General features: G+C 53.3%; 25 protein-coding genes and 2 pseudogenes. 6 read left to right on the top strand and 21 right to left on the bottom strand.

What is annotated here, in order from left to right; translation table 11 throughout:
* Positions 1-30 precede the first annotated feature (30 nt).
* Positions 31-924: a TIGR01777 family oxidoreductase gene (locus NA330_RS18040; protein ID WP_001166274.1), complete on the top strand. Its 894-nt coding sequence runs from the start codon at positions 31-33 to the stop codon at positions 922-924.
* Between the two features lie 51 nt (positions 925-975).
* Here the strand turns inward: NA330_RS18040 and hisP are convergent, their stop codons facing one another.
* The 10 genes from hisP to NA330_RS17990 all read right to left on the bottom strand — a co-directional run bounded on the left by hisP (position 976) and on the right by NA330_RS17990 (position 11,505).
* Positions 976-1,749: a histidine ABC transporter ATP-binding protein HisP gene (gene hisP / locus NA330_RS18035; RefSeq protein WP_001293591.1), complete on the bottom strand. Its 774-nt coding sequence runs from the start codon at positions 1,747-1,749 to the stop codon at positions 976-978.
* A gap of 13 nt (positions 1,750-1,762) precedes the next feature.
* Positions 1,763-2,470: a histidine ABC transporter permease HisM gene (hisM, locus tag NA330_RS18030; RefSeq protein WP_000569771.1), complete on the bottom strand. Its 708-nt coding sequence runs from the start codon at positions 2,468-2,470 to the stop codon at positions 1,763-1,765.
* The gene (locus NA330_RS18025; protein ID WP_000965495.1) at positions 2,467-3,153 is read right to left on the bottom strand and encodes a histidine ABC transporter permease HisQ; all 687 of its coding nucleotides are present in this window, start codon (positions 3,151-3,153) and stop codon (positions 2,467-2,469) included. The genes hisM and NA330_RS18025 overlap by 4 nt, the downstream gene beginning before the upstream one ends.
* Positions 3,154-3,333: 180 nt before the next feature.
* The gene (gene hisJ, locus NA330_RS18020; protein WP_000731868.1) at positions 3,334-4,116 is read right to left on the bottom strand and encodes a histidine ABC transporter substrate-binding protein HisJ; all 783 of its coding nucleotides are present in this window, start codon (positions 4,114-4,116) and stop codon (positions 3,334-3,336) included.
* 237 nt (positions 4,117-4,353) lie between these two features.
* The gene (argT, locus tag NA330_RS18015) at positions 4,354-5,136 is read right to left on the bottom strand and encodes a lysine/arginine/ornithine ABC transporter substrate-binding protein ArgT (protein WP_000754423.1); all 783 of its coding nucleotides are present in this window, start codon (positions 5,134-5,136) and stop codon (positions 4,354-4,356) included.
* Positions 5,137-5,424: 288 nt separating this feature from the next.
* Entirely contained in the window at positions 5,425-5,994 is a 570-nt protein-coding gene (locus NA330_RS18010) for a UbiX family flavin prenyltransferase (RefSeq protein ID WP_000825680.1), read from the bottom strand.
* A gap of 26 nt (positions 5,995-6,020) precedes the next feature.
* A complete protein-coding gene (locus NA330_RS18005; protein WP_000380356.1) occupies positions 6,021-7,427 on the bottom strand; it encodes an amino acid permease in 1,407 nt (468 codons plus the stop codon).
* A 63-nt stretch (positions 7,428-7,490) separates the two neighbouring features.
* On the bottom strand, positions 7,491-8,594 hold the full coding sequence (locus tag NA330_RS18000; RefSeq protein WP_000281907.1) for an alanine/ornithine racemase family PLP-dependent enzyme: 1,104 nt from the start codon (positions 8,592-8,594) through the stop codon (positions 7,491-7,493).
* 1 nt (position 8,595) lies between these two features.
* The gene (locus NA330_RS17995) at positions 8,596-10,017 is read right to left on the bottom strand and encodes an APC family permease (protein ID WP_000072512.1); all 1,422 of its coding nucleotides are present in this window, start codon (positions 10,015-10,017) and stop codon (positions 8,596-8,598) included.
* Between the two features lie 90 nt (positions 10,018-10,107).
* Complete coding sequence (locus tag NA330_RS17990; RefSeq protein WP_000132314.1) at positions 10,108-11,505, bottom strand: diaminopimelate decarboxylase family protein; 1,398 nt, start codon at positions 11,503-11,505, stop codon at positions 10,108-10,110.
* 210 nt (positions 11,506-11,715) lie between these two features.
* Between NA330_RS17990 and NA330_RS17985 the strand changes: the two genes are divergently transcribed.
* Positions 11,716-13,143 carry a sigma-54 interaction domain-containing protein gene (locus NA330_RS17985; protein ID WP_000168928.1) on the top strand — a complete coding sequence of 476 codons (1,428 nt, stop codon included), beginning with the start codon at positions 11,716-11,718 and terminating at the stop codon, positions 13,141-13,143.
* Positions 13,144-13,178: 35 nt separating this feature from the next.
* Here the strand turns inward: NA330_RS17985 and purF are convergent, their stop codons facing one another.
* The 9 genes from purF to pdxB form a co-directional block, all read right to left on the bottom strand.
* Complete coding sequence (gene purF, locus NA330_RS17980; protein ID WP_000334205.1) at positions 13,179-14,696, bottom strand: amidophosphoribosyltransferase; 1,518 nt, start codon at positions 14,694-14,696, stop codon at positions 13,179-13,181.
* Positions 14,697-14,733: 37 nt separating this feature from the next.
* Positions 14,734-15,222, bottom strand: a complete 489-nt coding sequence (gene cvpA / locus NA330_RS17975; RefSeq protein WP_000262102.1) for a colicin V production protein — start codon at positions 15,220-15,222, stop codon at positions 14,734-14,736.
* Between the two features lie 310 nt (positions 15,223-15,532).
* Positions 15,533-16,207, bottom strand: a complete 675-nt coding sequence (dedD, locus tag NA330_RS17970; RefSeq protein WP_000157031.1) for a cell division protein DedD — start codon at positions 16,205-16,207, stop codon at positions 15,533-15,535.
* On the bottom strand, positions 16,197-17,465 hold the full coding sequence (folC, locus tag NA330_RS17965; RefSeq protein WP_000792275.1) for a bifunctional tetrahydrofolate synthase/dihydrofolate synthase: 1,269 nt from the start codon (positions 17,463-17,465) through the stop codon (positions 16,197-16,199). The genes dedD and folC overlap by 11 nt, the downstream gene beginning before the upstream one ends.
* 67 nt (positions 17,466-17,532) lie before the next feature.
* Entirely contained in the window at positions 17,533-18,447 is a 915-nt protein-coding gene (accD, locus tag NA330_RS17960; protein ID WP_000118383.1) for an acetyl-CoA carboxylase, carboxyltransferase subunit beta, read from the bottom strand.
* A 149-nt stretch (positions 18,448-18,596) separates the two neighbouring features.
* A complete protein-coding gene (locus tag NA330_RS17955) occupies positions 18,597-19,256 on the bottom strand; it encodes a DedA family protein (protein WP_000364318.1) in 660 nt (219 codons plus the stop codon).
* 48 nt (positions 19,257-19,304) lie between these two features.
* Positions 19,305-20,117, bottom strand: a complete 813-nt coding sequence (gene truA, locus NA330_RS17950) for a tRNA pseudouridine(38-40) synthase TruA (RefSeq protein WP_000016631.1) — start codon at positions 20,115-20,117, stop codon at positions 19,305-19,307.
* Positions 20,117-21,130 (bottom strand): aspartate-semialdehyde dehydrogenase, encoded by a 1,014-nt coding sequence (locus NA330_RS17945; protein WP_023241505.1) that lies wholly within the window; start codon positions 21,128-21,130, stop codon positions 20,117-20,119. The genes truA and NA330_RS17945 overlap by 1 nt, the downstream gene beginning before the upstream one ends.
* A gap of 67 nt (positions 21,131-21,197) precedes the next feature.
* Positions 21,198-22,334, bottom strand: a complete 1,137-nt coding sequence (gene pdxB, locus NA330_RS17940; RefSeq protein ID WP_000699176.1) for a 4-phosphoerythronate dehydrogenase PdxB — start codon at positions 22,332-22,334, stop codon at positions 21,198-21,200.
* A 103-nt stretch (positions 22,335-22,437) separates the two neighbouring features.
* On the opposite strand from pdxB, the gene flk reads away from it, so the two are divergent.
* A complete protein-coding gene (flk, locus tag NA330_RS17935) occupies positions 22,438-23,439 on the top strand; it encodes a flagella biosynthesis regulator Flk (protein WP_000553395.1) in 1,002 nt (333 codons plus the stop codon).
* On the opposite strand, the gene NA330_RS17930 is transcribed toward flk, so the two are convergent.
* Positions 23,436-24,614, bottom strand: coding sequence for an MFS transporter (locus NA330_RS17930; protein ID WP_000127731.1), 1,179 nt, complete (start codon positions 24,612-24,614; stop codon positions 23,436-23,438). The two genes, flk and NA330_RS17930, sit on opposite strands and share 4 nt — an antisense overlap.
* 179 nt (positions 24,615-24,793) lie before the next feature.
* A complete protein-coding gene (locus NA330_RS17925; protein WP_023138696.1) occupies positions 24,794-25,168 on the bottom strand; it encodes a hypothetical protein in 375 nt (124 codons plus the stop codon).
* A gap of 172 nt (positions 25,169-25,340) precedes the next feature.
* On the opposite strand from NA330_RS17925, the pseudogene NA330_RS17920 reads away from it, so the two are divergent.
* The 3 genes and pseudogenes from NA330_RS17920 to NA330_RS17910 form a co-directional block, all read left to right on the top strand.
* A pseudogene (locus NA330_RS17920) lies at positions 25,341-25,472 on the top strand (helix-turn-helix domain-containing protein); the annotation flags it as partial.
* Positions 25,418-25,735: pseudogene (locus NA330_RS17915) on the top strand (hypothetical protein); the annotation flags it as partial. The pseudogenes NA330_RS17920 and NA330_RS17915, both read left to right, overlap by 55 nt.
* Positions 25,735-26,253 carry a YbjP/YqhG family protein gene (locus tag NA330_RS17910; RefSeq protein WP_023241506.1) on the top strand — a complete coding sequence of 173 codons (519 nt, stop codon included), beginning with the start codon at positions 25,735-25,737 and terminating at the stop codon, positions 26,251-26,253. The pseudogene NA330_RS17915 and the gene NA330_RS17910, both read left to right, overlap by 1 nt.
* The last annotated feature ends 46 nt before the right edge of the window (positions 26,254-26,299 follow it).

Below are 26,299 nucleotides of genomic sequence, written 5' to 3'. Positions count from 1 at the left end.
AGAGGAAATCCTCCCTACTCTGGAGGTCATATGCAGATTCTGATTACCGGCGGTACGGGCCTGATAGGGCGTCATCTCATTCCCCGGCTGTTAACACTGGGGCATCAGGTGACGGTCGTTACGCGCAATCCCGATAACGCGCGTCAGATTCTCGATTCCAGAGTGACATTATGGAAAGGGCTGGCGGAACGTGAGCACCTCAATGAGATTGATGCCATCATCAATCTGGCGGGCGAACCGATTGCCGACAAGCGCTGGACGTCGCAACAAAAAGAACGGTTGTGCCAAAGCCGCTGGGCTATCACGCAAAAGTTGGTGGATTTAATTCATGCCAGCGCAACGCCGCCCTCGGTGTTGATATCCGGCTCCGCCACGGGCTATTACGGCGATCTGGGTGACGTTGTCGTCACTGAAGACGAACCGCCGCACAACGAATTTACGCATAAACTTTGCGCCCGCTGGGAACAGATTGCCTGTCGTGCGCAGAGCGACCAGACCCGCGTCTGCCTGCTGCGTACCGGCGTTGTCCTGGCGCCGCAAGGCGGGATTCTGGGGAAAATGGTTCCGCCGTTTCGCCTCGGACTCGGCGGTCCGGTGGGTAATGGTCGGCAATATCTGGCCTGGATTCACATCGACGATATGGTCAACGGCATCCTGTGGCTGCTGGATAACGATCTTCGCGGTCCCTTCAATATGGTCTCGCCGTATCCCGTCCATAATGAGCATTTTGCTCATGCGCTGGGTCGCGCGCTGCGTCGTCCGGCGATTATTCGCATTCCGGCGACGGCAATTCGCTTATTGATGGGAGAGTCGTCAGTGCTGGTGCTGGGCGGACAGCGGGCGCTGCCAAAACGGCTTGAAGCCGCCGGGTTCGCATTTCGCTGGTATGATTTAGAAGAGGCGCTGGCGGATGTGATTCGCTAGTTCCCAAAGCGCCGTATCCTGCCCGGTGAGCGATGCGCCGCCGGGCTTCTTTTATTTCAGCGAGCCTTTCAGGAATTGCTGTAAACGCGGGCTTTGCGGATTGCCGAACACCTGCTCCGGATCGCCCTCTTCTTCAATTTTCCCCTGATGCAGAAAAATAACGTGCGAAGAGACATGGCGAGCGAAGCCCATTTCATGCGTGACCACCACCATCGTTTTGCCTTCTTCCGCCAGTTGTTGCATGATGCGCAACACTTCGCCGACCAGTTCAGGATCGAGCGCCGATGTGGGTTCATCGAACAGTAAAACGTCAGGTTCCATCGCCAGCGCGCGCGCAATAGAAACGCGCTGCTGTTGGCCACCGGAGAGATGAACGGGATATTTGCCCTGAGCGCGCTCATCAATCCCCACCTTCGCCAGATATTTCAACGCCCGCTCGCGCGCGTCGTGCTTGCTTAATCCCAGTACCTGAATCGGCGCTTCCATCACATTTTCCAGCACCGTCATGTGACTCCAGAGGTTAAAGTGCTGAAACACCATCGTCAGGCGGGTACGCAACAAGCGTAGCTGATTTTTATCCGCCACTTTGAGCTGCCCGTCTTTGTCGCGCACCAGATTAATGTTCTGACCGTTCACGATAATCGCGCCTTCGCTCGGTTTTTCGAGGAAGTTAATGCAGCGCAAAAAAGTGCTTTTACCGGAGCCGGACGAGCCGATGATGCTAATCACATCTCCGGCGCGGGCCTGCAGCGATACCCCTTTCAGCACTTCATGACCGCCGTAGCGTTTGTGCAAATCGATAACGTGTAATTTATTTTCTGACATCATGTTACTCGAATTATTTAGAGGACACGTGCTGCAACCAGCGTCTTTCCGCCCGACGGAACAGGCTTATCAGGACATACGAAATGAGTAAATACAACACGGCGGCAATGCCAAACGCGGTAAACGGCTGGTAAGTCGCTGAGTTAATATCGCGGGCGATTTTCAACAAATCCGGCACCGTCGCGGTAAACGCCAGCGCCGTAGAGTGCAGCATTAAAATCACTTCGTTGCTGTAGGCAGGCAAGGCGATGCGTAATGCCGACGGCAAAATAATGCAGCGATACATTTTAAATGACGAGAAGCCATAGGCCCGTGCCGCTTCAATTTCACCGTGCGGTACCGAACGAATCGCCCCCGCGAAAATTTCCGTGGTGTACGCGCAGGTATTCAGCGTCAGCGCCAGTACGGTACAGTTCAGTCCGCTGCGGAAAAACGCGTTAAGAAGATCGGTGCCTTTGACTATCTCCAGCGTATACATCCCCGAATAGAACACCAGTAGCTGTACGTACAGCGGCGTGCCGCGAAAAATATACGTAAACAGCCAGATGGGAAAACGGATGAATTTATTACTGGAAACGCGGCCTACCGCCAGAATCACCGCCAGAAGACCGCCCATCACCACCGATGAAATTAACAACCACAGCGTAATCGCCACGCCGGTAAAACGATAGCCATCCGTCCACAGCAGGGATTTCCAGTACTCCTGAATGATCTCAATCACAAATCAGCCCTCTTCACGCCCACGGAATAGCGACGCTCAAGTAAGAGCAGCACACCATTGGAAACGGTGGTAAATACCAGGTAGATAAGTCCACAGACCACGGCAAAATAGAAAGGCTCCCAGGTGCTTTTACCGGCAAGCTGCGTGGCTTTGACGACATCTTCCAGGCCCAGCAGCGACACCAGCGCCGTCGCTTTGAGTATCACCTGCCAGTTATTGCCGATCCCCGGCAGGGCGTAACGCATCATCGCCGGGAACATAATCCGCCGGAAGGTTTGCCCGTGGGTAAAACCAAAGGCCGTCGCCGCCTCGATATGGCCTTTCGGCACCGCCATAAACGCGCCGCGAAAGGTTTCGGTAAAATAGGCGCCGTAGATGAAACCAAGGGTGATAATACCGGCCACCATCGGATCAATATCTATCTGGTCGATACCCAGCGAATCGGTCACCACGTTAAGCGCGATTTGCAATCCGTAAAATATCAGCAGCATTAAAACCAGATCCGGCACCCCGCGAATCAGGGTGGTGTATCCTTCAAAAATAAGCCCCGTTATCCGGTTTTGCGAAAGCTTCGCCCCCGCGCCGACAAGACCAATAAGCACGGCCAGCACCACGGAACTGAGCGCCAGTTCCAGCGTGACGATCGCGCCCTGTAAAATTACGCCTGAAAACCCGTACAACATGCAGCCTGTCCTGTTGTGTGTGGTGAAGTAAGAAGCCTCTTTTGCATTTTTGCCTCACATCACGCCGGATGGCGGCTATGCCTTGTCAGGCCTACGATGCTCCGTAGGCCTGACATGCACAGCGCCATCAGGCAATGCAGACAGTCAACATTCTTTGGGCTTTATCTGCACCGACGGTGATTAACCGCCATAAACATCAAAATCAAAGTACTTTTTCGCCAGCTTTTCGTAAGTACCGTCAGCACGCATTTCAGCAAAGGCTTTGTTCAGCGCTTCGCGTAGCTCGTTATCCTCTTTGCGCAGCCCCATACCGGTTCCTACGCCGAATAACTTCTCATCTTTCACCGCCGGGCCGCCGAATTTATAGTCTTTTCCGACGGGCTGTTTAAGGAAACCTTCGCTGGCCGCGACCTCGTCCTGGAACGCTGCATCAATACGACCAGCCGTCAGATCGGAATAAATGTTGTCCTGCCCCTGGTAAGAGACGATCTCAATCCCTTTCGGCGCCCAGTGCTCATTGCCGAAGGTCTCCTGCGTCGTCCCCTGTAGCACGCCGACGCGCTTGCCTTTCAGCGACGCGACGGTCGGCTGAATATCAGAGTTCTTCGCCACCACCAGACGGGAATCAGCGGCGTAAAGCTTGTCGGTAAACGCGATTTCCTGCTGGCGCTTTTCAGTGATGGACAGCGAGGACATGATGGCATCAATTTTCTTCGCTTTTAAAGACGGAATCAGCGCATCCAGCGGGTTTTCCACGAACGTACACTGTGTGTTGATACGTTTGCACAGCTCTTTGGCCAGATCGATATCAAAGCCGACCAATTCACCTTGTGCATTTTTGGATTCAAACGGTGCGTATGTAGGATCGGTACCGATACGAATTTTTTGTGGAATAGCGGCAAATGCTGCGGTAGCGCTGGAAAATGCCAGCACCAGAGAAAGGGATAACGCCAGTTTTTTCATAACTATCCTCAACAGACTGTCTTTCCAGGAGATCTTTACAGATCCGATGCGACTATCGTGCCATTAATCAGGCCGACAAGGCAAAGCATTCTACCTTGTCAGCCGGTTTATTTTGCATAAAAATCGATTAAGTATGCATTTATGCGCCTGTTCCGCAACGGCTTATGCACCAAAAAGGTGCAAAACATCTATTTTGCACCGTGATAGTTCCCCAGCGCGGCGCGTTATCCCCTTCCCTCAATCGCCGTAGACATTAAAATCGAAGTACTTTTTGGCCATTTTGTCGTAAGTTCCGTCCTGGCGCAGTTCGGTCAGCGCTTTATCAAACGCGGCTTTTAGCTCGGTATCGTCTTTACGCAGCCCAACCCCCGTCCCGTCGCCAAAATATTTTTTATCCTTCACGGAAGGACCGGCAAACGCATACTCTTTGCCCGCTGGCTGCTTCAGGAAACCTTCGCTGGCGGCGACTTCATCCTGCAATGCGGCATCCAGACGACCGGCGGTTAAATCGGAATAGATAAGATCCTGGTTGGCATAAGCCACCACATCCACACCTTTTGTGCGCCAGTTATCATTGGCGTAAGCCTCTTGCGTGGACCCTTGCAGCACGCCGACATGCTTGCCTTTCAGCGATTCCAGCGTCGGCTGAATGGGAGACCCTTTTGCCGCAATCAGGCGTGAATCCGCCGCGTAAAGTTTGTCGGAAAACGCAATTTCTTGCTGGCGTTTATCGGTGATAGAGAGCGATGAAATAATGGCATCAATTTTTTTCGCTTTTAGTGAGGGAATAAGCGCATCAAAGTCGCTGGCGACCCAGGTACATTTCACCTGCATACGCTTACACATTTCATTACCGAGATCGATATCAAAGCCAATAAACTCGCCTTTGGCATCTTTTGATGAGAAAGGCGCGTAGGTGGTATCTGTTCCAATACGAACCGTTTGCGGGAGCGCGGCGTAACTGGCCGCCGTCGCGCCCAGACCTATCAGCAAAGACAAAGCGAGAACGGTCTTCTTCATACATACCCCTCAAGTGGCGTCATTTTCTTATGTTTTACGTGGTGTTGTGTGTTTGCAGACTTTTTCATGCAGGTCTTATGCCATTTTCACGTCAGCAAAACGATTCGACGTTAAATTTGTTAATAAAACGTTGCAATATTGTCCTGATGTTGAAGATAGCAGGTATGACGGTTGAACCGCAGCGTTTCGGCGGCTTTTAACGAATTAAATGTTGAGGATATGATCGCGGTTACAAAATTGCCCTGAAACAGGGCAACAGGGACAATAATGCACGCTAAACAGACAACGCTATGCGCCCTGCCAGCGAACAAAAAGGTCGTGCGGAAGGGGGATGTCAAACTGGTCCAAAACTCGGTTAACCGTTTGATTTATAATATCATCTAACGTCTGAGGAAGATGATAAAAAGCCGGAACCGGCGGCATAATCACCGCGCCTATCTCAGCGGCCTGGGTCATTAAACGCAAATGCCCGATATGCAGCGGCGTTTCGCGCACACACAGCACCAGAGGTCGCCGCTCTTTTAATATCACATCCGCCGCGCGGGTAAGCAGTCCGTCAGTATAACTGTGGACAATCCCCGACAGCGTTTTAATCGAACAGGGCAAGATAACCATTCCCGCCGTCGGGTAAGAGCCCGAGGAAATGCTGGCAGCAATGTCGCGCGCATCGTGCGTCACATCGGCCAGCGCCTGCACCTCGCGCAGCGAAAAATGGGTCTCCAGCGCCAGCGTTTGCCGGGCCGCCTGGCTCATCACCAGATGTGTTTCCACGCTATCGACATCGCGCAAAATTTGTAATAAGCGCACGCCATAAATCGCTCCGCTGGCGCCGCTAATTCCTACAATGAGTCGTTTCATGTTCTCTTACCGTTTACGAGCGCCGTTCATCCCACTGTGTTACGTAATCGGCTCAAAGTGGGTCTGAAGAGATACCATGACAAAAGAATCCCTATCATAAAAGCCAGCTCAACCAACATTATCACTACCCCTTGCTCACTAAACCAGGTGCCGACCATAATGGCGAAATTGGTGATAATGACAAATCGGGCCGTCCAGGGGAAAAGCGGCGATCGATAGCGTAGCAAATCGCTGGCGTACGTTCCATTACGCACCGATTGTCGGAAACGATACTGGCACCATCCGATGGTTATCCATGCCAGGCAACCCACCTGCCCGGTACTGGCGATCAGATATAAATAAAATTGCTGTGCGGGAATATAGCGGGTCAGCAACGACACCAACGCCAACAAGGCCGTGATTAAAATAGCATACACCGGCACGCCGCCGCCGTTCGTTTTACCAAAGCAGGCTGGCGCAAAGCGATCGCCCGCCATAGACCACAGCATACGCGAACTGGCGTAAATGGCCGAGTTAGCGGCAGAAACCGCGGCGGAAAAGATCACCAGCGTCATCAGCGTATCCGCCCCCGGAATGCCCGCGTGGGAGAATACCCATACAAAGGGACTTTGTCCATTTGGCGTCAGTTCATGCGGATAGACCAGCGCCAGCACCGCAATCGCCAGGCCGTAAAATAAAATGATTCTGAGACCGATCCCCAGGATCACCTTCGGTAAAATAATGTGCGGCGATTCGGTCTCCCCTGCCGCATTTCCGACCAGTTCCACCCCCTGGAAGGAGTAAATCACGATCGTCATACAGACCACAATTTGCTCCCAACCGTGGGGAAACCACATTCCGTCTGTTTTTAACGTCGGGTGCCAGTCACTATGGCCCATTAGCGAGTAGATCATGACCCCGCCCGCGCAGATAAACAGTACGATCGCGAAAACCTTAATGGCCGAAAGCCAGTATTCGCATTCGCCAAAACTTTTTGCGGAGGTGAGATTGATGGCCGTCAGGATGAGCAGAATCGCCAGACAGAACATATATACCGGAACCGCGGGGAAAAACTGGTGAGCAATAAACCCTGCGGCAGTGAGGTCGGCCGCCAGGGAAAAGACCCAGCTAAACCAGTAAAGCCAGCCAATGGTATAGCTCCAGCAAGGTGACGGCATAAACATCAGCGCGTAATGTTGAAATGAACCGGAGTGAGGAAAGGCGCATGATAATTCGCCAAGGCACATCATCGTCGCCAGCATAATGGTTCCGGCAAACAGATAGGCCAGTAAGGTTCCCGCCGGCCCGACGCTGCTTAACGGTTCGGCAATGCCGATAAATAAGCCGGTGCCAATCGTGCCGCCCAGCGACATCATCAGCAGGTGCCGCTTCTTCAGGTTACGCCGCAGACCGCCTTCAGGCTCTGCTGGCGGAGATTGTTGCAGGGTATCCATCGTTACTCCCTGTCTTTCGTGAGGTCAAAGATGCCGCCGCGACATAGCCGCGGCGGTTATGCGTTAACGCGTAAACCTCCAGGCGACGCCTTTGGTCTGGCAGGCCATTAACAGGCCCGTATAATCCAGCTCAAAGCGAACCACATCGCCTACTTTTAGCGACTGACGACAATCTTCAATATCCACCAGCGTATGATCGCTGGTTTGCCCTAAGATAGTGATAGCGTCGTCGCATGGCACACAGTTATCCGACGGCACATCCTGGCGACCAAACGCCAGCAATGCGCGTCGGCGTATGCCACGATCGACAAAGGTTTTACTTTGCAAAAAGGCATCGACGCCCAGCTCCCCGACCGGGACGGTCGGTTTACTGTTCAGTTCGATGATTTCCGCTTCCAGGATATACATATCGGAACAGGCTTTATCGACAGGTTTTGCGGAGTGGTGAAATTCATTCAGGTATTTCATGTCCACATATTCAATGCCGAATTCATGCAGTCCGCCGATGCGCAGATGATTCAGCCCCTGCGGCCAGATACCTTTATCCAGCAGGTGATAGCTGGTGCAGTTTCCCGCAGAAAGCCGCCGGACAGGAATACCGCTGTCGGCTTCCAGCCGGGCGGCCAGCGCCAGAAAATCCTCGCCATTTTTTACCGTTGGCAACACGGTGCCGTAACAATTAAAGTTGGTGCCCAGTCCATATAATTCCAGACCGGGCAGACCAGTAATCAGAGTCACGGTCTCAAGAATGCGTTGATATTCACCAAACCAGATACCCTCGCGTAAATCGCCCATATCCACCATCAGTAATACCTGATGCGTTTTCCCCTGGCGTTGGGCTTCTTGCGATAATGCCCGTAATACCACCGGCTCGCTATTTAAACTAATATCCGCGTAGCGCACCACATCTTCGATTTCACTCAGACACGGGCTGCGTAACAGGCAGGTCGTACATCCTGTCTCGCGTATTTTTTTCAAATTATAGGTTCGTGATTCAGCAATAACGGTAATTCCGCCGTTGAACACCGCCTGCGCGGTTTCCACGCAGCCGTCAAAAACTTTATTGACAGCCATCACGTCAATACCGCTACTTGCCAGCAGAGCTTTTTCCGTGCGGGCGTTTTCTTCCAGCTTGCGTAGATTTATTTCCAGAACTGGCATATACATTTTATTTTCCTCCCGCCATGCTTAAACGGGCATTACGTTTCTGCGCCCGATGGTAAATGTACTCCGCGACGACAACCGCCAGCACGGCTCCGCCAATAATCTTCCCGGCGTACTGGAAATATCCGCCCATATCAATTTGAGAAGGCGGAATAAATAACAGCGCAACGGCAAAGGCGATAGAAAGAAAACCCAGCGCGGGTAAAATAGCCGGTAAAACCTTGCCCGGAATTTTAAAACTTCTTGGCGTATCCGGCTGAGTCTTACGTAAACGCCAGAACGCCGGGAACATCACCAGATAAGGAATAAAATAGGTGATGGTCGTTAGCGCCGTTAACATCCAGTAAGCCGCCGCAACGCTTGGCGAAATAAAAGTCGAAAAACACAGGACCGTGACAATAATCGCCTGTACAGTCAAGGCAAAGGCGGGCGTTTTCCACACCGGATGTAATTTGCCGATTCGGTCCCCCAGCAGATTATCTTCACGCGAGGCTTCCTGGAGCATATAAATCGGCCCCACCAGCCAGGAGTTAATCTGCCCGAGAGCGCCAAAAAACATACAGATGGCCATAACAGGAATTAACCACGGCATATGCAGCGTGTCCGCAGCAGCATGCATAGCCTGCATGACGCCTGCCACGATGTCGGTTTTCCCGGCGGGTAAAAGCGTGTTTAGCGCCCAGGTGCCGACCATATAGATCCCAACGATAACGGCGGCGGAGACGGCCATCGCTCGCGGAAAATCACGCTGTGGATTACGGGTACGCCCGGCAATCATCGGGGCGACCTCCAGTCCGGCAAACGCAAACATCATGCTGGATAAGAAAACGATCGTATCCCAGTGTCCAAGATCCGGAATCCAGTTTTTCGCTGTAGTGTAGTCCGTCTGCATCTGGTGTCCGGTACATAGCCATACCACCGCCAGCAAAATGAGGATAGCGGAGGGAATAAATACGCCGCACCAGGCGCTGATGCTATTAATAATTTTTGTCCATTCCATCCCGCGGATATTCATCAGCGTTAATAGCCAGAAAATTACCGCGGAACCAATACCGATAAACGCTTTATTTTCCGCCAGGCCGCCGCCGATCATATAGCCCAACGCGGTAAAGCCGAATTGCAGCATTAATGGGAAAAACAGTACGCAGGAAAAGAGAAAACAAACCACGACAATCCATGCAATACGTTTACCAAATGCCTCTTTAATCCAGACAAATATCCCGCCATCTTTCGGCCAGCCGGTTGACAGCTCGCCGCATACCATCGCTAAAGGAAAAAACAAGCAGAATGCGGCTATCACCCATAACAACATGGCCGATGCCCCGTAAGGCGCCACGTTAGGGATTTGCCGCAAACTCAGAATAGCGATGACATTCATAAAGACAATGTCTTTGATGCCAAGTAAGCCAGAATTCGTGTTACTCATGGCCATCTCCTGTTATGCATTCAGGCATCACTGCCCTCTTCTTATCATCTGACGACGGGCTTCAGCATGAAAGTGAAGCCCAAAACAGTATTAATAAATGTCGTACTTGACCATGTCTTCGTAACTGTCTTCCCGACGAATCAGACGCGTTTCACCATTTTTATCGATCATCACCACGCCCGTGCGCGGACGGTTGTTATAAACGGTTTGACTTTCAATGGTGTATGCCCCGGCATCAAGAAACGCGACAATATCGCCAACATGAGTCTCCTTCGGCAGTAAAAACTCTTCGCCTTTCACTCCCATGTGGAAATAATCTCCGCCATCACACAGCGGCCCGGCTAATTTTATCCAGGCGTCATGCGCTGCCGTCATGCGAGAGGCGTTATAGACATAAAAGAACCAGTCAAAATGCTGGCTGTCAGAGAGTACGCTGTAACCAGCGTCGACAAATTTCCATTCAACGTGGCATTCCACATTGCCGTTAAGATCGTAATTTGTTTTACGTTTTTCGCAGGAGACTTCCGTCAGTAAAACCGCCGCCGACCCGGTCACTTTACGTCCCGGTTCAATACATATTTCCACATCGGTACGCCATTTATGCACTTCGCGAATGACCGCATCGGCAAAATCCTGGGCGGTAATACCGGCATACATATTATCTTTTAACGGGTCGCCATTCTCGTCGTCATATTTATAGGGAACCGGAATTCCGCCGCCCACGTTGATCAAATCAAATTTAATACCGAGCACCTCTTCCAGGCGACGGGATTCATCCACCAGCACTTTAGTCGCTTTTGCGAAAGGCTCTGACTCCGGCACCTGATCGCCCACATGCATATGCAAGCCGCGCAAATGCACATAAGGCATCGCCAGAATGCGGCGGCAGGTTTCTTCCGCCTGTTCCAGGTCGAGACCCGACTTCGCATGGAAAGCGGTAACCAGTTCCGCATGCGTCGCCGAGGGAACATTCGGCTCTACGCGGACGCAAACATTGGCGACTTTCTTCAGCCTGCGAGAGATGGCATCAATATGTTCCAGCTCATACAGGCTATCAACATTAATAAGATACAGATCGTTAGCGATGGCATATTCCAGATCGGCAGGCTTTTTCACCACGCCGTTGAAGACGATCTGATCGCCGCGAAAGCCTATCTCCAGACACTTGCGAACCTCATATTGTGAGTTTGCCTCCGCGCAAATTCCGGCGTCACGAATGGCTTTCAGCACCCCCATGACCGAGCAGGTTTTTGACGCAAAGAAGGTTTTGGTATTTTTATGCGCCGCAAATGCCTGCTGGATTTCATGAATGTTACGAATAATCTCCGGCTCAGAAAACACATAGAACGGCGTGGGGTACTGGCGCGCCAGAGCGTCCAGATCGACCCCTTCAAAACACAAATGACCGTCTTTGTGCTGGAAACGGCGATCGCCGTTGATTACCTGCTCACGTAGCTGGTTGTAATTCTGCATAATCGAGTCAGTCATAACGCCCTCTGCTTAATGTTTATGGTAAAAATCCGCATTCTTTACAGGGATAAAGCAAAAGGCATGCCACTATTTTTTATCAAAATAATCAATTGCTTATAAAAATAAGCTGTTTCTCATTTTCGTCATTGAGTTTGCTATTCATCACAACGACGAAAATTCGTCACTTTTATAATGACAACATGAACAATAGATATGAGGAATGCGTGTATGGCATCCACCAATCAGGAACTGGCCTCGGCGCTCAGGATGTTTTCCCGCTTTTTCGATTTGATTCATCAGCCGTTGGCCGTCATTAATGAGCGTGGTGAATACGTTTACTACAATCAGGAAAGCGCGGATCTGGACGGCTACAGTATTGAACGGGCAATGGGAAAACATATGCTGGATGTCTATCCGGGCATGAAAGAGACGCAAAGTACGATGCTTTCATCGTTAAAAAAAGGCGTGGAATACATTGGCCATTATCAAATTTATTACAATGCGCGAGGCCAGGCCGTTGACTATCAGCACACCACCGCGCCGCTCTATGCAAGCGATGGCGGCATGGTCGGCGTTATCGAAATCGGCAGGAATATGTCCGGCGTCAGGCGGCTCCAGGAGCAGGTGGTAGAACTGAACCAACTGCTGTATGCCGATCGCCATGAGAAGCACCATGCCATTATTACCGAAAACCCGGAAATGCTCAGTAATATCGCCAAAGCCAAACGGCTGGCCGCCAGTAATATTCCGGTGACGATTGTCGGGGAGACGGGTACGGGTAAGGAGCTATTTTCCCGCCTGATACATCAATGCAGCAAGCGGGCGAATAAACCCTTCATCGCCCTGAACTGCGGCGCTCTACCGCCTACGCTTATCGAAAGTACGCTTTTCGGCACCGTGCGCGGCGCCTATACCGGCGCGGAAAATAGCCAGGGCTATCTGGAGTTGGCAAACGGGGGAACGCTCTTTCTTGATGAGCTGAACGCCATGCCGATAGAAATGCAAAGTAAGCTGCTGCGATTCTTGCAGGATAAAACCTTCTGGCGGCTCGGCGGACAACAGCAACTCCACTCTGATGTCAGGATCGTTGCCGCCATGAACGAAGCGCCCGTCAAATTAATTCAACAAGAACGCCTGCGGGCGGATCTTTTTTATCGGTTGAGCGTCGGAATGTTGACGTTACCGCCGCTGCGCGCCCGCCCGGAAGATATTCCCTTACTGGCGAATTATTTTATTGATAAATACCGTAATGATGTGCCGCAGGACATTCACGGACTAAGCGAGACGGCGCGTGCTGATCTGCTCAATCACGCCTGGCCGGGTAATGTCAGGATGCTGGAAAACGCGATTGTACGCAGCATGATCATGCAGGAAAAAGACGGGCTGCTGAAACACATCATTTTTGAACAGGACGAGTTAAATTTAGGCGTACCGGAAACCGCGCCGGAAAATCCCCTTCCCTCGTCACCCGATCCGCAGTATGAAGGGTCGCTGGAGGCACGGGTTGCCAACTACGAAAGGCATTTAATAGAAACCGCGCTGGATACGCATCAGGGGAATATTGCCGCCGCGGCCCGCAGCCTTAACGTATCGCGCACCACGTTACAGTACAAAGTACAAAAATACGCTATTCGCTTCGGCGTGGTGCGTAATTGACATCGGCCAGCGGCATCGCGCCGCTGGCAAAGCCATTAGCCTTCGTTATGCATTTCCAGGTTTTCCATTTCGTTCTGGAACAGCACCGCTTTGGCGTCGTCATTACGTAATGAATCCAGGAAGTCGAGGTATTGCTGGTCTACGTCTTTGGTGACATATACCCCGTTAAATACCGAACATTCAAACTGCTGGATATCCGGGTTTTCCGCGCGTACGGCTTCGATCAGATCGTTCAGATCCTGGAAGATAAGCCCGTCTGCGCCGATGATCTGACGAATCTCATCCACCTCGCGACCATGCGCGATCAGCTCATTGGCGGTCGGCATATCAATGCCATAGACGTTGGGGAAACGAATTTCCGGCGCGGCGGACGCCAGATAAACCTTCTTCGCGCCGGCTTCCCGGGCCATCTCGATGATCTGCTCTGATGTGGTGCCACGCACGATGGAATCATCCACCAGCAGGACGTTCTTATCGCGGAATTCCGCGCGATTAGCATTGAGCTTACGGCGCACGGATTTACGGCGTAGCTGTTGGCCCGGCATGATAAAGGTACGTCCCACGTAACGATTTTTGACAAATCCCTGGCGGTACGGCTTGCCGAGAATACGGGCAATTTCCAGTGCGATATCGCAGGAGGTTTCCGGGATAGGGATCACGACGTCGATGTCCAGATCTTCCCATTCACGAGCGATTTTTTCGCCAAGTTTGGTGCCCATATTCACACGAGCGCTGTAGACGGAGATTTTGTCGATAAAGGAGTCCGGGCGAGCAAAGTAAACGTACTCGAACAGACAGGGATTACTGACCGGATTATCCGCGCACTGGCGCGTGAACAGTTGCCCCTTTTCGGTAATATAGATAGCTTCGCCCGGCGCGACATCGCGCAGAAACTCAAAGCCCAGCGTATCCAGCGCCACGCTTTCAGAAGCGACCATATACTCCGTACGACCATCGCCAACGTCACGCTTGCCCAGCACTAACGGGCGAATGCCGTGCGGATCGCGAAAAGCCACCATGCCGTGGCCGATAATCATCGCCACGCAGGCATAGGCGCCGCGGATTTGACGGTTAGTCGCGGCAATCGCGGCAAAAATATTGTCGGCTTCCAGCGGATAGTGACGGAAGTTGTCGAGCTCGCTGGCGAAAATATTGAGCAGGATTTCGGAATCGGAGGTGGTGTTGATATGACGGCGCTTTTCTTCAAACAGCTTTTTACGTAGCTCATGCGCGTTAGTCAGGTTGCCATTATGGGCCAACGTGATGCCATACGGCGAGTTAACGTAAAAAGGTTGCGCTTCCGAAGCGCTGGAGCTGCCTGCGGTAGGGTAGCGTACATGGCCAATCCCCATGTTGCCCTGCAAACGCTGCATGTGGCGAGCTTCAAAAATATCGTTCACCAGCCCGTTTGCCTTACGCAAGCGGAAGCAGTTATTCGCATCAATGGTGATGATACCGGCAGCATCCTGACCACGATGCTGGAGCACTGTTAACGCGTCATAAATCGACTGGTTGACCGGCATAACACCGGCGATACCGACAATACCGCACATACGTCATTTTCCTCGTTAAGCCACATCTCAGAACCTGTTACGTCCTGGGCAAGAAACTCGACGAGCTTTGCAGATAGTCAAAGAACCATCTGATGATGAAGCTGAACTGCGGGATGAGCTGCGATTTGCTCCAGTCTTCGCTTTTCGACAAGCCGGTAAAGGTATCAAGGAAGAACAGAATGGCGGCGACAATCAGCGCGCCTCGCAGTGCGCCGAAACAGATCCCCAACACCCGGTCAGTTCCCGACAGGCCGGTCTTTTCTACTAGCTGACCTATCACAAAATTCACGATAGCGCCGACGATAAGCGTCGCGATAAACAGTACCGCGATAGCAATCCCATTACGAACCAGTTCGTCTTCAAAGCCCGTAAACCAGACAGACAGGTAAGTGTAGTAGTGACTGGCGACAAAGAAAGCACAGCCCCACGTCACCAGCGATAACGCTTCACGAACAAAGCCGCGGATCAGGCTAACCAGACAGGAAAAAGCAATCACCGCGATAATGGCGTAATCAATCCAGACCATAGATGTCCCACGATTTTACGCCCTGTCGTCCTGTTCGGGGCGCATTCTAACAGAAAAAGAAAACGTTTGCGTAGGGATTTCCTTCCCACGCGTAAATAAAAATGGCGCTGAAAAAATATTCAACGCCATCACACTTTTTATCTCTTCGGGCACGACCAGAAGAGCTGCCATCGGCCTGATAAGCGCAGGATACCAGGTTTATTCCTTCTGCCGGATGACGGCGTAAACCCCTTATCCAGCCTACAGAACTTCGGCTATTACCAGGTGAACACCGTAGGCCTTAACGCTGCGCGCTCAGGCAAAACGCGCCTTAGTTCGGGCTATATCCCATCACCACGCCGCTTAACCCGGAAATCTGCTTGAGCTCGCCAAGCGATCCTTTCATCTTATCTTTCGACGCATCCGGCCCGACGAGAATACGGGTTATTTTACCCTGTACCGGCGTTGAGGGGGAAGTATAAACCCGGAACCCGGCGGAACGAAGCTTGCCGACTATCTCGTTGACTTTATCCGCATTTTTCAGCGCGCCCAACTGTACGACATAGGCTTTGCCGGTCGGCGCAGGTTTATCGTCGGCGACTGGTTGCGGCGCGGGCGTCGGCGTGGAAGCGGCGACAACCGGCTGTTGCGGTTTAGGCTGCGGCTTCGGCTTTTCAACCGGCTTCGGTTTAGGCGTCTCCGCCGGTATCGGATCAAGCTCAACATTGTTAGACGCCATGCGCGACGGGTCCAGCGATGGCGCTGCCGCATCTCCCGCCCGCACCTCTTCAGCCGCCCCTTCCGGCGGCTGTGTCGGCAGCGCCTGCGTTGCGGCAGGCATCATATCCGGCTCATCACGGTCGCCAGGCTTCGGTACCAGTGGAATCGCAGCAAATTCATCCTGATAATGCTTTTTCTGTCCGTCCAGCAGACCGGGAAGCACAATAACCCCCAGCGCGACTAACACAATCGTGCCGACTAAACGATTCTGAAACTTACTCGCCACCGATTCTCCCCGCGTCTATCACTTCCATAACATGTGCGACGGTGTGGAACGATCCGCACACCAGCACGGTATCTTCTGGCTGCGCCGCGTCGATAGCGGCCTGCCATGCCTGCGCGACGCTATCATAGACATTCCCTTTCCCCAGATGTTCCAGAAGTTGTTCCGCCGTCGCGCCGCGCGGCCCCTCTAACGGAGCACAATACCAGTCGTCAACCACGCTTTTCAACCAGGCTAACGTGCCGGCGATATCTTTATCATGCAGCATACCAATCACCGCAAGCACGCGCCCGCGTTTCGGCAACATTTTCAGACGACCCGTCAGGTATTCCGCCGCGTGGGGATTATGGGCGACATCAAAGATAACGCGCGGCGACTCACTCACGATTTGAAAACGTCCCGGCAAGGTAGCCTGCGCAATACCGTCGCGAATCGCCTGCTCGTCAATGTTCAACCTGCTGGCGCGCAGCGCGGCCAGAGCGGTGGCGGCATTCGGCTGAGGAACCTGCGGCAACGGCAGTCCGGCAAGCGTGCCGTCACCATCGGTAAACGCCCAGTGGGTCGCTGTCACCTCATAACGCCAGTCAACGCCGCGACGCCGCAACAGCGCGCCGGTCTCCTGCGCGACATCCGCGATGGTTGCCGGCATTTCCGGTTCGCCGACGATAGCGGGTTTTTCCGCACGAAAAATCCCGGCTTTCTCGCGGCCGATACTTTCGCGATCCGGCCCCAGCCAGTCAGTATGGTCAAGCGCGATGCTGGTAATTACCGCTACATCGGCATCCACAATGTTCGTGGCATCCAGGCGCCCGCCCAACCCGACCTCCAGAATCACCACGTCAAGGTTAGCCTGTTTAAACAGCCACAATGCCGACAACGTGCCATATTCAAAATAGGTCAATGAAATATCGCCGCGCGCCGCTTCTATTTCCGCAAAGGACGCGGTATGCGCGGATTCCGCTAATTCTTTCCCCTGCACGCGCACGCGCTCGGTGTAACGTACCAGATGAGGCGAACTATAGACGCCCACACGGTATCCCGCCGCGATTAACACCGACTCCAGCGTGCGACAGGTCGTACCTTTGCCGTTGGTTCCCGCAACGGTAAAAACGAACGGCGCAGGCTTGAGGATGTCCAGACGCGCTGCCACCTGGCTTACGCGCTCAAGGCCTAAATCGATACTCTTGCTGTGCAGGTTTTCCAGATAAGAAAGCCACGAGGCCAGGGGCGACGCAGCTTGAGGTATAGATTTGTTTTTCATTGATTCCGCTGCTTCTTTACGGTGAAAAGCAAAAGGGCAGAGCCTGCGGCCCTGCCCTTTTCAGTTATCAGGCCTCAGACTCCTGATCCGGCGCCGGAGGCACCACCACGCCTTCACGCGGGGCGTCCGGGTTCGGCGCGGGCAGATTCATCAGCTTCGCCAGAATGCTCGCCAGCTTCAGGCGCATTTCCGGGCGGCGGACGATCATATCAATAGCGCCTTTTTCGATCAGGAACTCACTGCGCTGGAATCCTGGCGGGAGCTTCTCACGAACGGTTTGTTCGATAACGCGCGGGCCGGCGAAGCCAATCAGGGCTTTTGGCTCGGCGATGTTGAGATCGCCCAGCATCGCAAAACTGGCGGAAACGCCGCCCATTGTCGGATCGGTCAATACCGAGATGTAGGGCAGACCACGTTCCTGCATTTTAGCCAGCGCCGCCGAGGTTTTCGCCATCTGCATCAGCGACATCAGCGCTTCTTGCATACGCGCGCCGCCGGAAGCAGAGAAACACACTAACGGACAGTTATCTTCCAGCGCCTGTTCAACGGCGCGAACGAAGCGTGCGCCAACGACAGACCCCATTGAGCCGCCCATGAACGCGAATTCAAACGCGGCGGCGACAACCGGCATACCGTGAAGCGTCCCTTTCATGACCACCAGCGCGTCTTTCTCGCCGGTTTCTTTCTGCGCGGACGCCAGTCTGTCTTTATATTTTTTGGAGTCGCGGAACTTGAGCACGTCTTTTGGCTCCAGCTCGCTACCCAACTCCACAAGGGAACCTTCATCTAACAGGCTATGCAGGCGATTGCGCGCCGACATGCGCATATGATGGTCACACTTAGGACAGACCTCAAGATTACGTTCCAGCTCAGCGCGGTATAAAACCTGACCGCAGCTATCACACTTGGTCCACACCCCTTCAGGAATGCTAGCCTTGCGGGTGGGAGTAATGTTGCTTTTAATTCGTTCAATCCAGCTCATTGGTGACCTTTCTGCCTGAACCTTAGTCAGCTTTATTATAAGGGGCGCATAATGCCATTTTTGCCCCCAACAGACCATGAATGTTGCACATTAAAACATAACAGCCCGAAACTTTGGATAAAAAAGTGGTCGAACCGCTGAGTTACTTTCTATTTTGCGGCACGCGACGCAGCGCGCTTATGCCGGACAATCTCAATGACGCCAGGTAATATCGAAACCACGATAATCCCCACAATCAGCAGCTTAAGGTTATCCTGAATCAACGGTATCGTACCGAAGAAATAACCGGCGTAGGTAAAGAGCAGTACCCACAGCAGCGCGCCGATGACGTTATAGGCGGCAAAATGCCGATAGGACATGTGCCCCATCCCTGCCACAAACGGCGCAAAGGTTCTGACGATCGGCACGAAGCGAGCGAGAATGATAGTTTTACCGCCGTGTTTTTCATAAAACTGGTGGGTTTTATCCAGATAACTGCGGCGGAAAATTTTCGAATTCGGATTACTGAACAGTTTTTCGCCGAACAGTCGACCAATCGTGTAATTTACCGCATCGCCGACAATTGCGGCGATCAGCATTAACGCCACCATGACATGCACATTGAGATCGTTGGTTTCCAGCGAAGCCAGCGCCCCGGCGACAAACAGCAGCGAGTCGCCCGGCAGGAACGGCGTGACGACCAGGCCGGTTTCACAAAACAGAATCAAAAACAAAATAGCGTACACCCAGACGCCGTACTCCGCGACCAGCTCCGCCAGATGCACATCGATGTGCAGAATAAAATCAATAATAAAGTAGATCAGGTCCATATTTGTCTTTGCCTTTCTACCCGACACGTTTCGGGTGTACGATTCGGATTAGTCCGCCAGAAATAGCGGGCCCATTGGCGGTTTTGGAAGGTCAAACCGGTCAGGGTAATCCACCGCAACCAAATATAGCCCCTCCGCCTTCGCCGTTGCCGCCGCCAGCGTTCTGTCCCTGGCCGCTAACAGCTCTGCGATCCAGCTCTCCGGCTGGTTGTGAGCGCCTACTTCCAGCAGGCTGCCGACAATATTCCTGACCATATGATGAACAAAGGCATTCGCTTTGATATCGACCACCACATAAGGGCCGTGGCGGGTAACGTTGATGTGCATCACATTACGCCACGGCGTGCGCGACTGGCACTGCACTGCGCGAAACGAGGTAAAATCATTTTCGCCAAGCAGACACTGCGCCGCGCGATGCATCCGCTCTGCATCCAGCGGCTCATAGTAATGCGTCACGCCTTTTGCTAACACCGCAGGACGCAGTCGATGATTGTAGATGATATAGCGATAACGGCGAGCCGTAGCGCTAAATCGCGCGTGAAAATCATCCGGTACAGTTTTCACCCAGCGCACGGCAATGTCACCAGGCAAATTCGCATTTACCCCCAGCGTCCATGCCGCATCTTTGCGCAATGCGGTCGTTTCGAAATGGACAACCTGCCCGGTGCCGTGAACGCCGGCATCGGTACGCCCGGCGCAGAACACGTTAATAGGTTCATTTGCCACCTGCGAGAGCGCTTTTTCCAGCTTTTCCTGCACGCTGCGCACTTCATTCTGACGCTGCCAGCCATAATACTTGCTGCCGTCGTACTCAATACCCAGCGCAATTTTATAGACCGGCGATGATTGCTGTCCGGACATCAGTACAGATACTCCTGCACCAGCTTCTCCGCAATTTTAACGGCCATCAGCGCGCCGCCGAAACGCACGTTGTCCGCCACTGACCAGAACTGAATTTGTTCCGGCATACCGTAATCATTATGCACACAGCCAATAGAAAGCTGTGGATTGCCGGAAGCGTCGCCCACCTGCGTCGGGTAATCCGTCTCTTCTGACAGTACGATATCTTCACCGCGGGAAAACGCCTCGCGCGCCTCTTCCGCCGCCAGCGGACGGAGCGCTTCAAAGCTCACCATCTGCGCATGGCCATAGAACACCGGCGACTGCACGACACTGGCGGAGATCATCACGCCATCGTCCTGCAAAATTTTACGCACTTCATCGACGATACGACGTTCCTGGCGCACGCTGCCTTCACGATCCGGCAGCAGCGGCAGCATATTGAACGCCAACTGGCGGCCAAAGAAATCATCTTCATCAATCGGTATGCCGTTAAGCAGCTTCGCACTCTGTCCGGCCAGCGCATCGACCGCTTTTTTCCCCTGTGCGGACGCTGATAACATACTGGTGACGGCGATGCGCGACAGTCCCCCCTGATCGATTAACGGCTTGAGCGCCGCCAGCAGTTGACTGGTCAGACTATCGGCGACCGCAATCACGTTACGGTTACGGTAATCCGCCAGTACATACGGGTTAACTTCCGGCACGACCAGCGGCACATCAGGCTCCAGCGCGCACAGACCGCTGGAATCTATCACCAGGCAACCTGCATTAGTCGCGTCGTCTATCCAGGCAGCCGATGCCTCTGCGCCGGCAACGAAAAACGCCAACTGCGCCTGCGTCCAGTCAAAGTCCGCCGCATCCTGGACAATGACCGACTTGCCACCAAAACGGAGGTGCTCGCCCGCGCTTTCATGACGCGCCAACGCATAAATTTCACCGACCGGGAACTGGCGTTCAGCCAGTGTTTCAAGCAGGGCTTCGCCTACGGCGCCCGTTGCGCCCAGAATGGCAATGTTCCAGCCTTCAGACATGGTGATTTACTCCAGAAATACATAAGCGTCCCTGTCGCATTATTCGACAGGGAGCATTAAGAAGACATTAATGTGCCGGGTGATGAACAGCGTTAAAACCTAGCTTACACAGCAAGGCGGCTGCCGTTTCGTCGTCACACATCACGTATAAAGACGACCATTCACGGCGCTCAAGATAATTTTTACGCAATTTATCAAATTCACCCGGAATTCCAGCGACTTTACGCAGCGGCGCATCGTCGCGGCGCACATCATACACCAAATGCGCCAGTCTTTTCAGCGTCGGTTGATCCAGCGGGCCATGAAGCGTAATACGACCAAACTCAGGCGCAGGCAGTAATGTCTCCAGCGCGACATGCTGCTCGCGGCCAATAAACGCGCTATACGCCTCAAAGACCTGAGTGGTGCCGCGCGCTTTGCCTTCCAGCGTATAACCGGCAATATGCGACGTGCCGATATCCACGGCTTCCAGTAGCGCGACGTTAAGATCCGGTTCGCCCTCCCACACATCAAGCACCACGCTCAGCGGCTGCCCGGCATTAAGTCGCGCCAGCAACGCGGCGTTATCCACCACCGGACCGCGGCAGGCGTTAATGAGAATGGCGCCGGGTTTCAGTCGACGGATCAGCGTCTCATCGGCCAGATGCAGCGTTTTGTACGGTCCGTCTTTATAGAGCGGCGTATGGAAAGTCAGGACATCCGCTTCCTGCACCAGCTCATCCAGCGTACGAAAATCACCCTCGTCCCCGCGTGCGGCGCGTGGCGGATCGCACAGCAACGTGCGGATACCCAACGCTTCAAGCCTGGTCTGTAGCCGGCTTCCGACGTTACCCACGCCGACAATCCCTATAGTGCGATCGCGTAACGAAAAGCCGTCACGTTCGGCCAGCATCAACAGCGCGGAAAACACATACTCCACCACGGCGATAGCATTACAGCCGGGCGCGGCTGAAAAACCGATGCCCGCCTGCTTCAGCCATGCCTCATCCACATGATCGGTGCCTGCCGTAGCAGTACCAACGAAGTTAATCGGCGTGCCGCTCAGCAGCGATTCATTCACTTTCGTGACCGAACGCACCATTAACGCATCGGCATGGTTCAATTCTTCAACGGGGATCGGGCGACCCGGCACTGCCTTTACCTCACCCAGGCGGCTAAATAATTCGCGGGCGTAAGGCATATTTTCATCAACGAGAATTTTCACGACTGTCGTACCTGTTTGAGAACGAGAGTTAACCGGACAAGTGTGCCATAATCTGGCCGCCAGGCATATATTGCTCAGATTTATGGTTAAAGGATAATTAATTATGCATCCCATCTCCGGCGCCCCTGCACAGCCTCCAGGCGAAGGGCGTAATCCTCTTTCCGCTGCGAGCGAGCAGCCGCTTTCCATGCAACAGCGTACGGTACTGGAAAGGCTGATCACGCGCCTGATTTCACTGACCCAGCAGCAAAGCGCGGAAGTATGGGCCGGAATGAAACACGATCTGGGGATAAAAAATGACGCGCCGCTACTGTCGCGCCACTTCCCCGCCGCTGAACAGAATCTTACCCAGCGTCTGGGCGTAGCGCAGCAAAATCACGCCAATCGTCAGGTGCTTTCACAGCTAACAGAGCTGCTTGGCGTCGGGAATAATCGTCAGGCCGTCAGCGATTTTATCCGTCAGCAATACGGTCAAACCGCGCTTAGCCAGCTTACGCCCGATCAACTTAAAAACGTGCTGACGCTTCTGCAACAGGGGCAGCTTTCCATTCCGCAGCCGCAGCAACGTCCGGCAACGGATCGGCCATTATTGCCTGCTGAACATAATACGTTGAATCAGTTGGTGACGAAGCTGGCGGCCGCGACCGGCGAGTCAAACAAACTGATCTGGCAATCAATGCTGGAACTCTCCGGCGTGAAAAGCGGCGAGCTCATTCCGGCAAAGCAGTTTACCCATCTGGCGACATGGCTACAGGCGCGGCAGACGCTGTCACTACAACACGCGCCTACGCTACATACGCTGCAGGCTGCGTTAAAACAACCGCTGGAGCCAGACGAGCTCACAGCGATCAAAGAGTATGCCCAACACACTTATCAAATTCAGCCGCAAACGGTGCTGACCACCGCACAGGTACAGGATTTACTTAACCATATTTTCCTGCGTCGCGTAGAGCGAGAGGCGGATGAGCTGGAACCGCTCTCTATTCAACCCATCTACCGTCCGTTCGCGCCGATGATTGAAACCGTGAAAAATCTGTCTGCGCGACCAGGCCTGTTGTTTATCGCGCTAATAATTGTACTGGCGCTTTTCTGGCTGGTTTCTTAACCACGCCGGAACGATAATATCGTCACCAGGATGCCAACCACTGCGGAGATCGCTCCCGCGAGAAATACGGAAGGATAGCCGCATGACGTGGCCAGCATGCCCGCCAGCGGGCCGGTAACGCCGTAGGAGATATCCTGAAACGCGGCGTAGCCGCCCAGCGCCGTACCGCGTACCTGTGCAGGTACGCGTTTCACAACCTCCACGCCCAGCGCCGGGAAAATCAGTGAACACCCAGCCCCGGTGAGCGCCGCGCCTACCAGCGCTATCCAGGCCGTCGGCGCCAGCCACAAGAGCAGCAGCCCTGCCGTCTCAACCAGCAATGAGACAACGGCGACCTTCACGCCACCAAAGCGGTCCGGCATCCAACCGAACAACATGCGCATCAGTACAAACGCACCGCCAAACGCGGTCAGGGTGAATCCCGCCATCGTCCAGCCATTGCTGACAAAATAAAGTGAAATAAACGTACCGATGACGGCAAAGCCCACGCCCTGCAATGCCAGGCCCAGGCCCGGTTTCCAGATAAGCCCGACCACGCTCCACAGTGAAGGTCGCTCCCCCGTATACGCAGGCACTTTACGCACGGTGCCGTTGAATGCCCAGGCCAGCAGCGGTAAAACCATCGTCGTCCCCGCCAGCGCCGCGAAGCCAAAGTGGCTATGGATCAGCAAGCCCAACGGCGCACCGGCCGCCAGCGCGCCGTAAATCGCCATTCCGTTCCACGACATCACCTTACCGGAACGCGTTGGGCCAACCAGCCCCAGTCCCCAGGTCAGGGTTCCGGTCAGCAGCTGACTTTCGCCAAATCCGAGGATCAAACGCCCGACAATAAGCAGCGCGAATTTTACCGGCGCGGAAACCGGCAACAGCGCGGCCAGGAGCCAGGCGGCGCCCGCCAGCCCGCAGGCAAACATCCCCTGTAACGCCGATCGTTTAGCGCCATATTGATCCGCCAGCCGTCCGGCATAGCCGCGCGTCAGTACCGTCGCAAAAAACTGAATGCCCACGGCGATCCCAACCATCGTATTGCTATAGCCCAGTTCGTGATGGACAAAAAGCGGGATGACGGGTAACGGCAGCCCGACCGTCATATAGGTCAGGAAAACCGCAAAGGCGATGCGGAACAGCGAAAAATTCGCAGACGGGGTCGTTGTTTTTTGGCTAACTGCTGTCATGCATTACTCCAGAATGCAGAGTAAGGCGGGGAAAGGCCACGCCCCCCTCTACCTGAACGTCAGGATTAAGGTGCGTTGGATAACGTTAAACGCTTACGCATTATCGGAAGGATAATGTAGAGAGTGAAGTCTGCCTGTGAGACGCGAAACTTGTCAACCTTGAAATTGCAGCCAGGGTATCAACGTGGCGGCGTGTCATCAAACAGAAAGGGAAAGACCGCTTTCATTCCTCTCACCTTAAACCGTCCGGTCACCTGCTTGCGCTGTTCTGGCGTCAGTAACCTGAACATCATCTCCTGGATATCTTCAGGCTCCGCTTCCTGTAAGGAAATGGGTTCTGGCGTCGGTTCCTCTCCGCTGTCGTCAAGATAACGATGAACATAAAGAGGGAAAACAGATATATGAAACTCCTCGGCCTTTGATTTAACACGCTTACGCCTGACACCCTCTTTCCCTTCGCTGTACTTATACAAACGTTCGCGAACCGCAGGCTCGCTTCCCGGAAACCCCGGTAAGCCAAGACATTCCTTAACCGTGAACCATTCCTTTGCCATCGGTTTCTTTCCTTTCCCCTGATGAAATAAAAATATTTCTTCTTTTTCGCGAAATTTTGCTTTCTTTCTGGCACTATTCTCAGAGTGAAAAAGAAAGTAACTTTCTTTTTCTCGCGCTAATTTTTACCTTAAAAATATCGGTGCCGATAACACATCTTCTTAGGATTACAGAATGGAACCAAAAAGCCAGGACTGGCATCGTGCAGATATTAAAAGTGCACTTGAAAAAAGAGGTATTACGCTCAGAGATCTTTCTCGTCAGGCCGGTGTGCGGAATTTACCCGAAAGGCAATTCAGGCGGGCGGTATCACGCTGGGGCATACATATCATGCGAAAGATTATGGCCCAATGTTAAGAAGCGCCGGATTCACCGCTATTGGTACCTATGAAATGCCGCGCGAGGGTGACGTCATTATTATTCAACCTTACGCTGGCGGAAACCCGAGCGGTCACATGGCGATATACGATGGTGCAGAGTGGTATTCAGATTTTAAACAACGCGATATGTGGGCCGGCCCGGGCTACCGGGCAGCCAGGCCCTCATATACCATCTACAGGAAGAATTAATGAAAACGTTCTCCCTTGTCGCGCTTATCCTGTTGCTTTGTAGTTGCTCTGCGCCTCATCACGACAGTACGCAGGCCGTGAAGCAGTTCTATACCTCATGGATGACGACGTTCACGAACGATGTGAATACCCCTGACGACACCACCGCCTTAATGCAACGTTACGTTGCTAAAGAGGTTATTCATCGCCTGGCGCTAATACAGTCCCTTTATGAACAGGAGATTGTGGGGGCAGATTATTTTATGTATTCGCAGGACTATGCGCCAGAGTGGATTCCACAGTTACGGGTTGGGAAGGCACACCCTTTCCTCGGCGGAGAAAAAGTGGATGTTCTGTTGGCTACAGAGTCAACACCCATCCACCTGGAAGTTTATACCCGTTGGGAAGAGGGACGCTGGAAAATTTACCGCGTTCGGGATGCTGACAGGGGTTATGAACAGCCGATTTATGACGCAGGCGCCATCACCCAGGCTGAGGCCTGGTCAGCGAAAGTCGCGCCGGAATATAAGAAGCATTAAAAAAGGGAACCGCCATCGGTCTCTTGTTCGTACCGGAGAGGTTAAA

This window comes from Salmonella sp. NW722 (assembly GCF_051702785.1).
Lineage (GTDB): Bacteria > Pseudomonadota > Gammaproteobacteria > Enterobacterales > Enterobacteriaceae > Salmonella > Salmonella enterica.
The sequence above is the reverse complement of the archived record's forward strand: the minus strand, read 5'-3'. Positions and strand labels throughout refer to the sequence as shown.

Coding starts and splice junctions, on each gene's coding strand:
- hisJ (WP_000731868.1), bottom strand. CDS start 4,116: ATGAAAAAACTGGCGTTATCCCTTTCTCTGGTGCTGGCATTTTCCAGC.
- NA330_RS18040 (WP_001166274.1), top strand. CDS start 31: ATGCAGATTCTGATTACCGGCGGTACGGGCCTGATAGGGCGTCATCTC.
- truA (WP_000016631.1), bottom strand. CDS start 20,117: ATGTCCGGACAGCAATCATCGCCGGTCTATAAAATTGCGCTGGGTATT.
- NA330_RS17955 (WP_000364318.1), bottom strand. CDS start 19,256: ATGGACCTGATCTACTTTATTATTGATTTTATTCTGCACATCGATGTG.
- NA330_RS17990 (WP_000132314.1), bottom strand. CDS start 11,505: ATGACTGACTCGATTATGCAGAATTACAACCAGCTACGTGAGCAGGTA.
- NA330_RS17930 (WP_000127731.1), bottom strand. CDS start 24,614: ATGACAGCAGTTAGCCAAAAAACAACGACCCCGTCTGCGAATTTTTCG.
- accD (WP_000118383.1), bottom strand. CDS start 18,447: ATGAGCTGGATTGAACGAATTAAAAGCAACATTACTCCCACCCGCAAG.
- NA330_RS17910 (WP_023241506.1), top strand. CDS start 25,735: ATGAAAACGTTCTCCCTTGTCGCGCTTATCCTGTTGCTTTGTAGTTGC.
- hisP (WP_001293591.1), bottom strand. CDS start 1,749: ATGTCAGAAAATAAATTACACGTTATCGATTTGCACAAACGCTACGGC.
- purF (WP_000334205.1), bottom strand. CDS start 14,696: ATGTGCGGTATTGTCGGTATCGCCGGTGTTATGCCGGTCAACCAGTCG.
- NA330_RS18000 (WP_000281907.1), bottom strand. CDS start 8,594: ATGTATATGCCAGTTCTGGAAATAAATCTACGCAAGCTGGAAGAAAAC.
- NA330_RS17925 (WP_023138696.1), bottom strand. CDS start 25,168: ATGGCAAAGGAATGGTTCACGGTTAAGGAATGTCTTGGCTTACCGGGG.
- NA330_RS18025 (WP_000965495.1), bottom strand. CDS start 3,153: ATGTTGTACGGGTTTTCAGGCGTAATTTTACAGGGCGCGATCGTCACG.
- NA330_RS17995 (WP_000072512.1), bottom strand. CDS start 10,017: ATGAGTAACACGAATTCTGGCTTACTTGGCATCAAAGACATTGTCTTT.
- cvpA (WP_000262102.1), bottom strand. CDS start 15,222: ATGGTCTGGATTGATTACGCCATTATCGCGGTGATTGCTTTTTCCTGT.
- NA330_RS18010 (WP_000825680.1), bottom strand. CDS start 5,994: ATGAAACGACTCATTGTAGGAATTAGCGGCGCCAGCGGAGCGATTTAT.
- folC (WP_000792275.1), bottom strand. CDS start 17,465: ATGAAAAACAAATCTATACCTCAAGCTGCGTCGCCCCTGGCCTCGTGG.
- NA330_RS18005 (WP_000380356.1), bottom strand. CDS start 7,427: ATGGATACCCTGCAACAATCTCCGCCAGCAGAGCCTGAAGGCGGTCTG.
- flk (WP_000553395.1), top strand. CDS start 22,438: ATGCATCCCATCTCCGGCGCCCCTGCACAGCCTCCAGGCGAAGGGCGT.
- argT (WP_000754423.1), bottom strand. CDS start 5,136: ATGAAGAAGACCGTTCTCGCTTTGTCTTTGCTGATAGGTCTGGGCGCG.
- NA330_RS17985 (WP_000168928.1), top strand. CDS start 11,716: ATGGCATCCACCAATCAGGAACTGGCCTCGGCGCTCAGGATGTTTTCC.
- NA330_RS17945 (WP_023241505.1), bottom strand. CDS start 21,130: ATGTCTGAAGGCTGGAACATTGCCATTCTGGGCGCAACGGGCGCCGTA.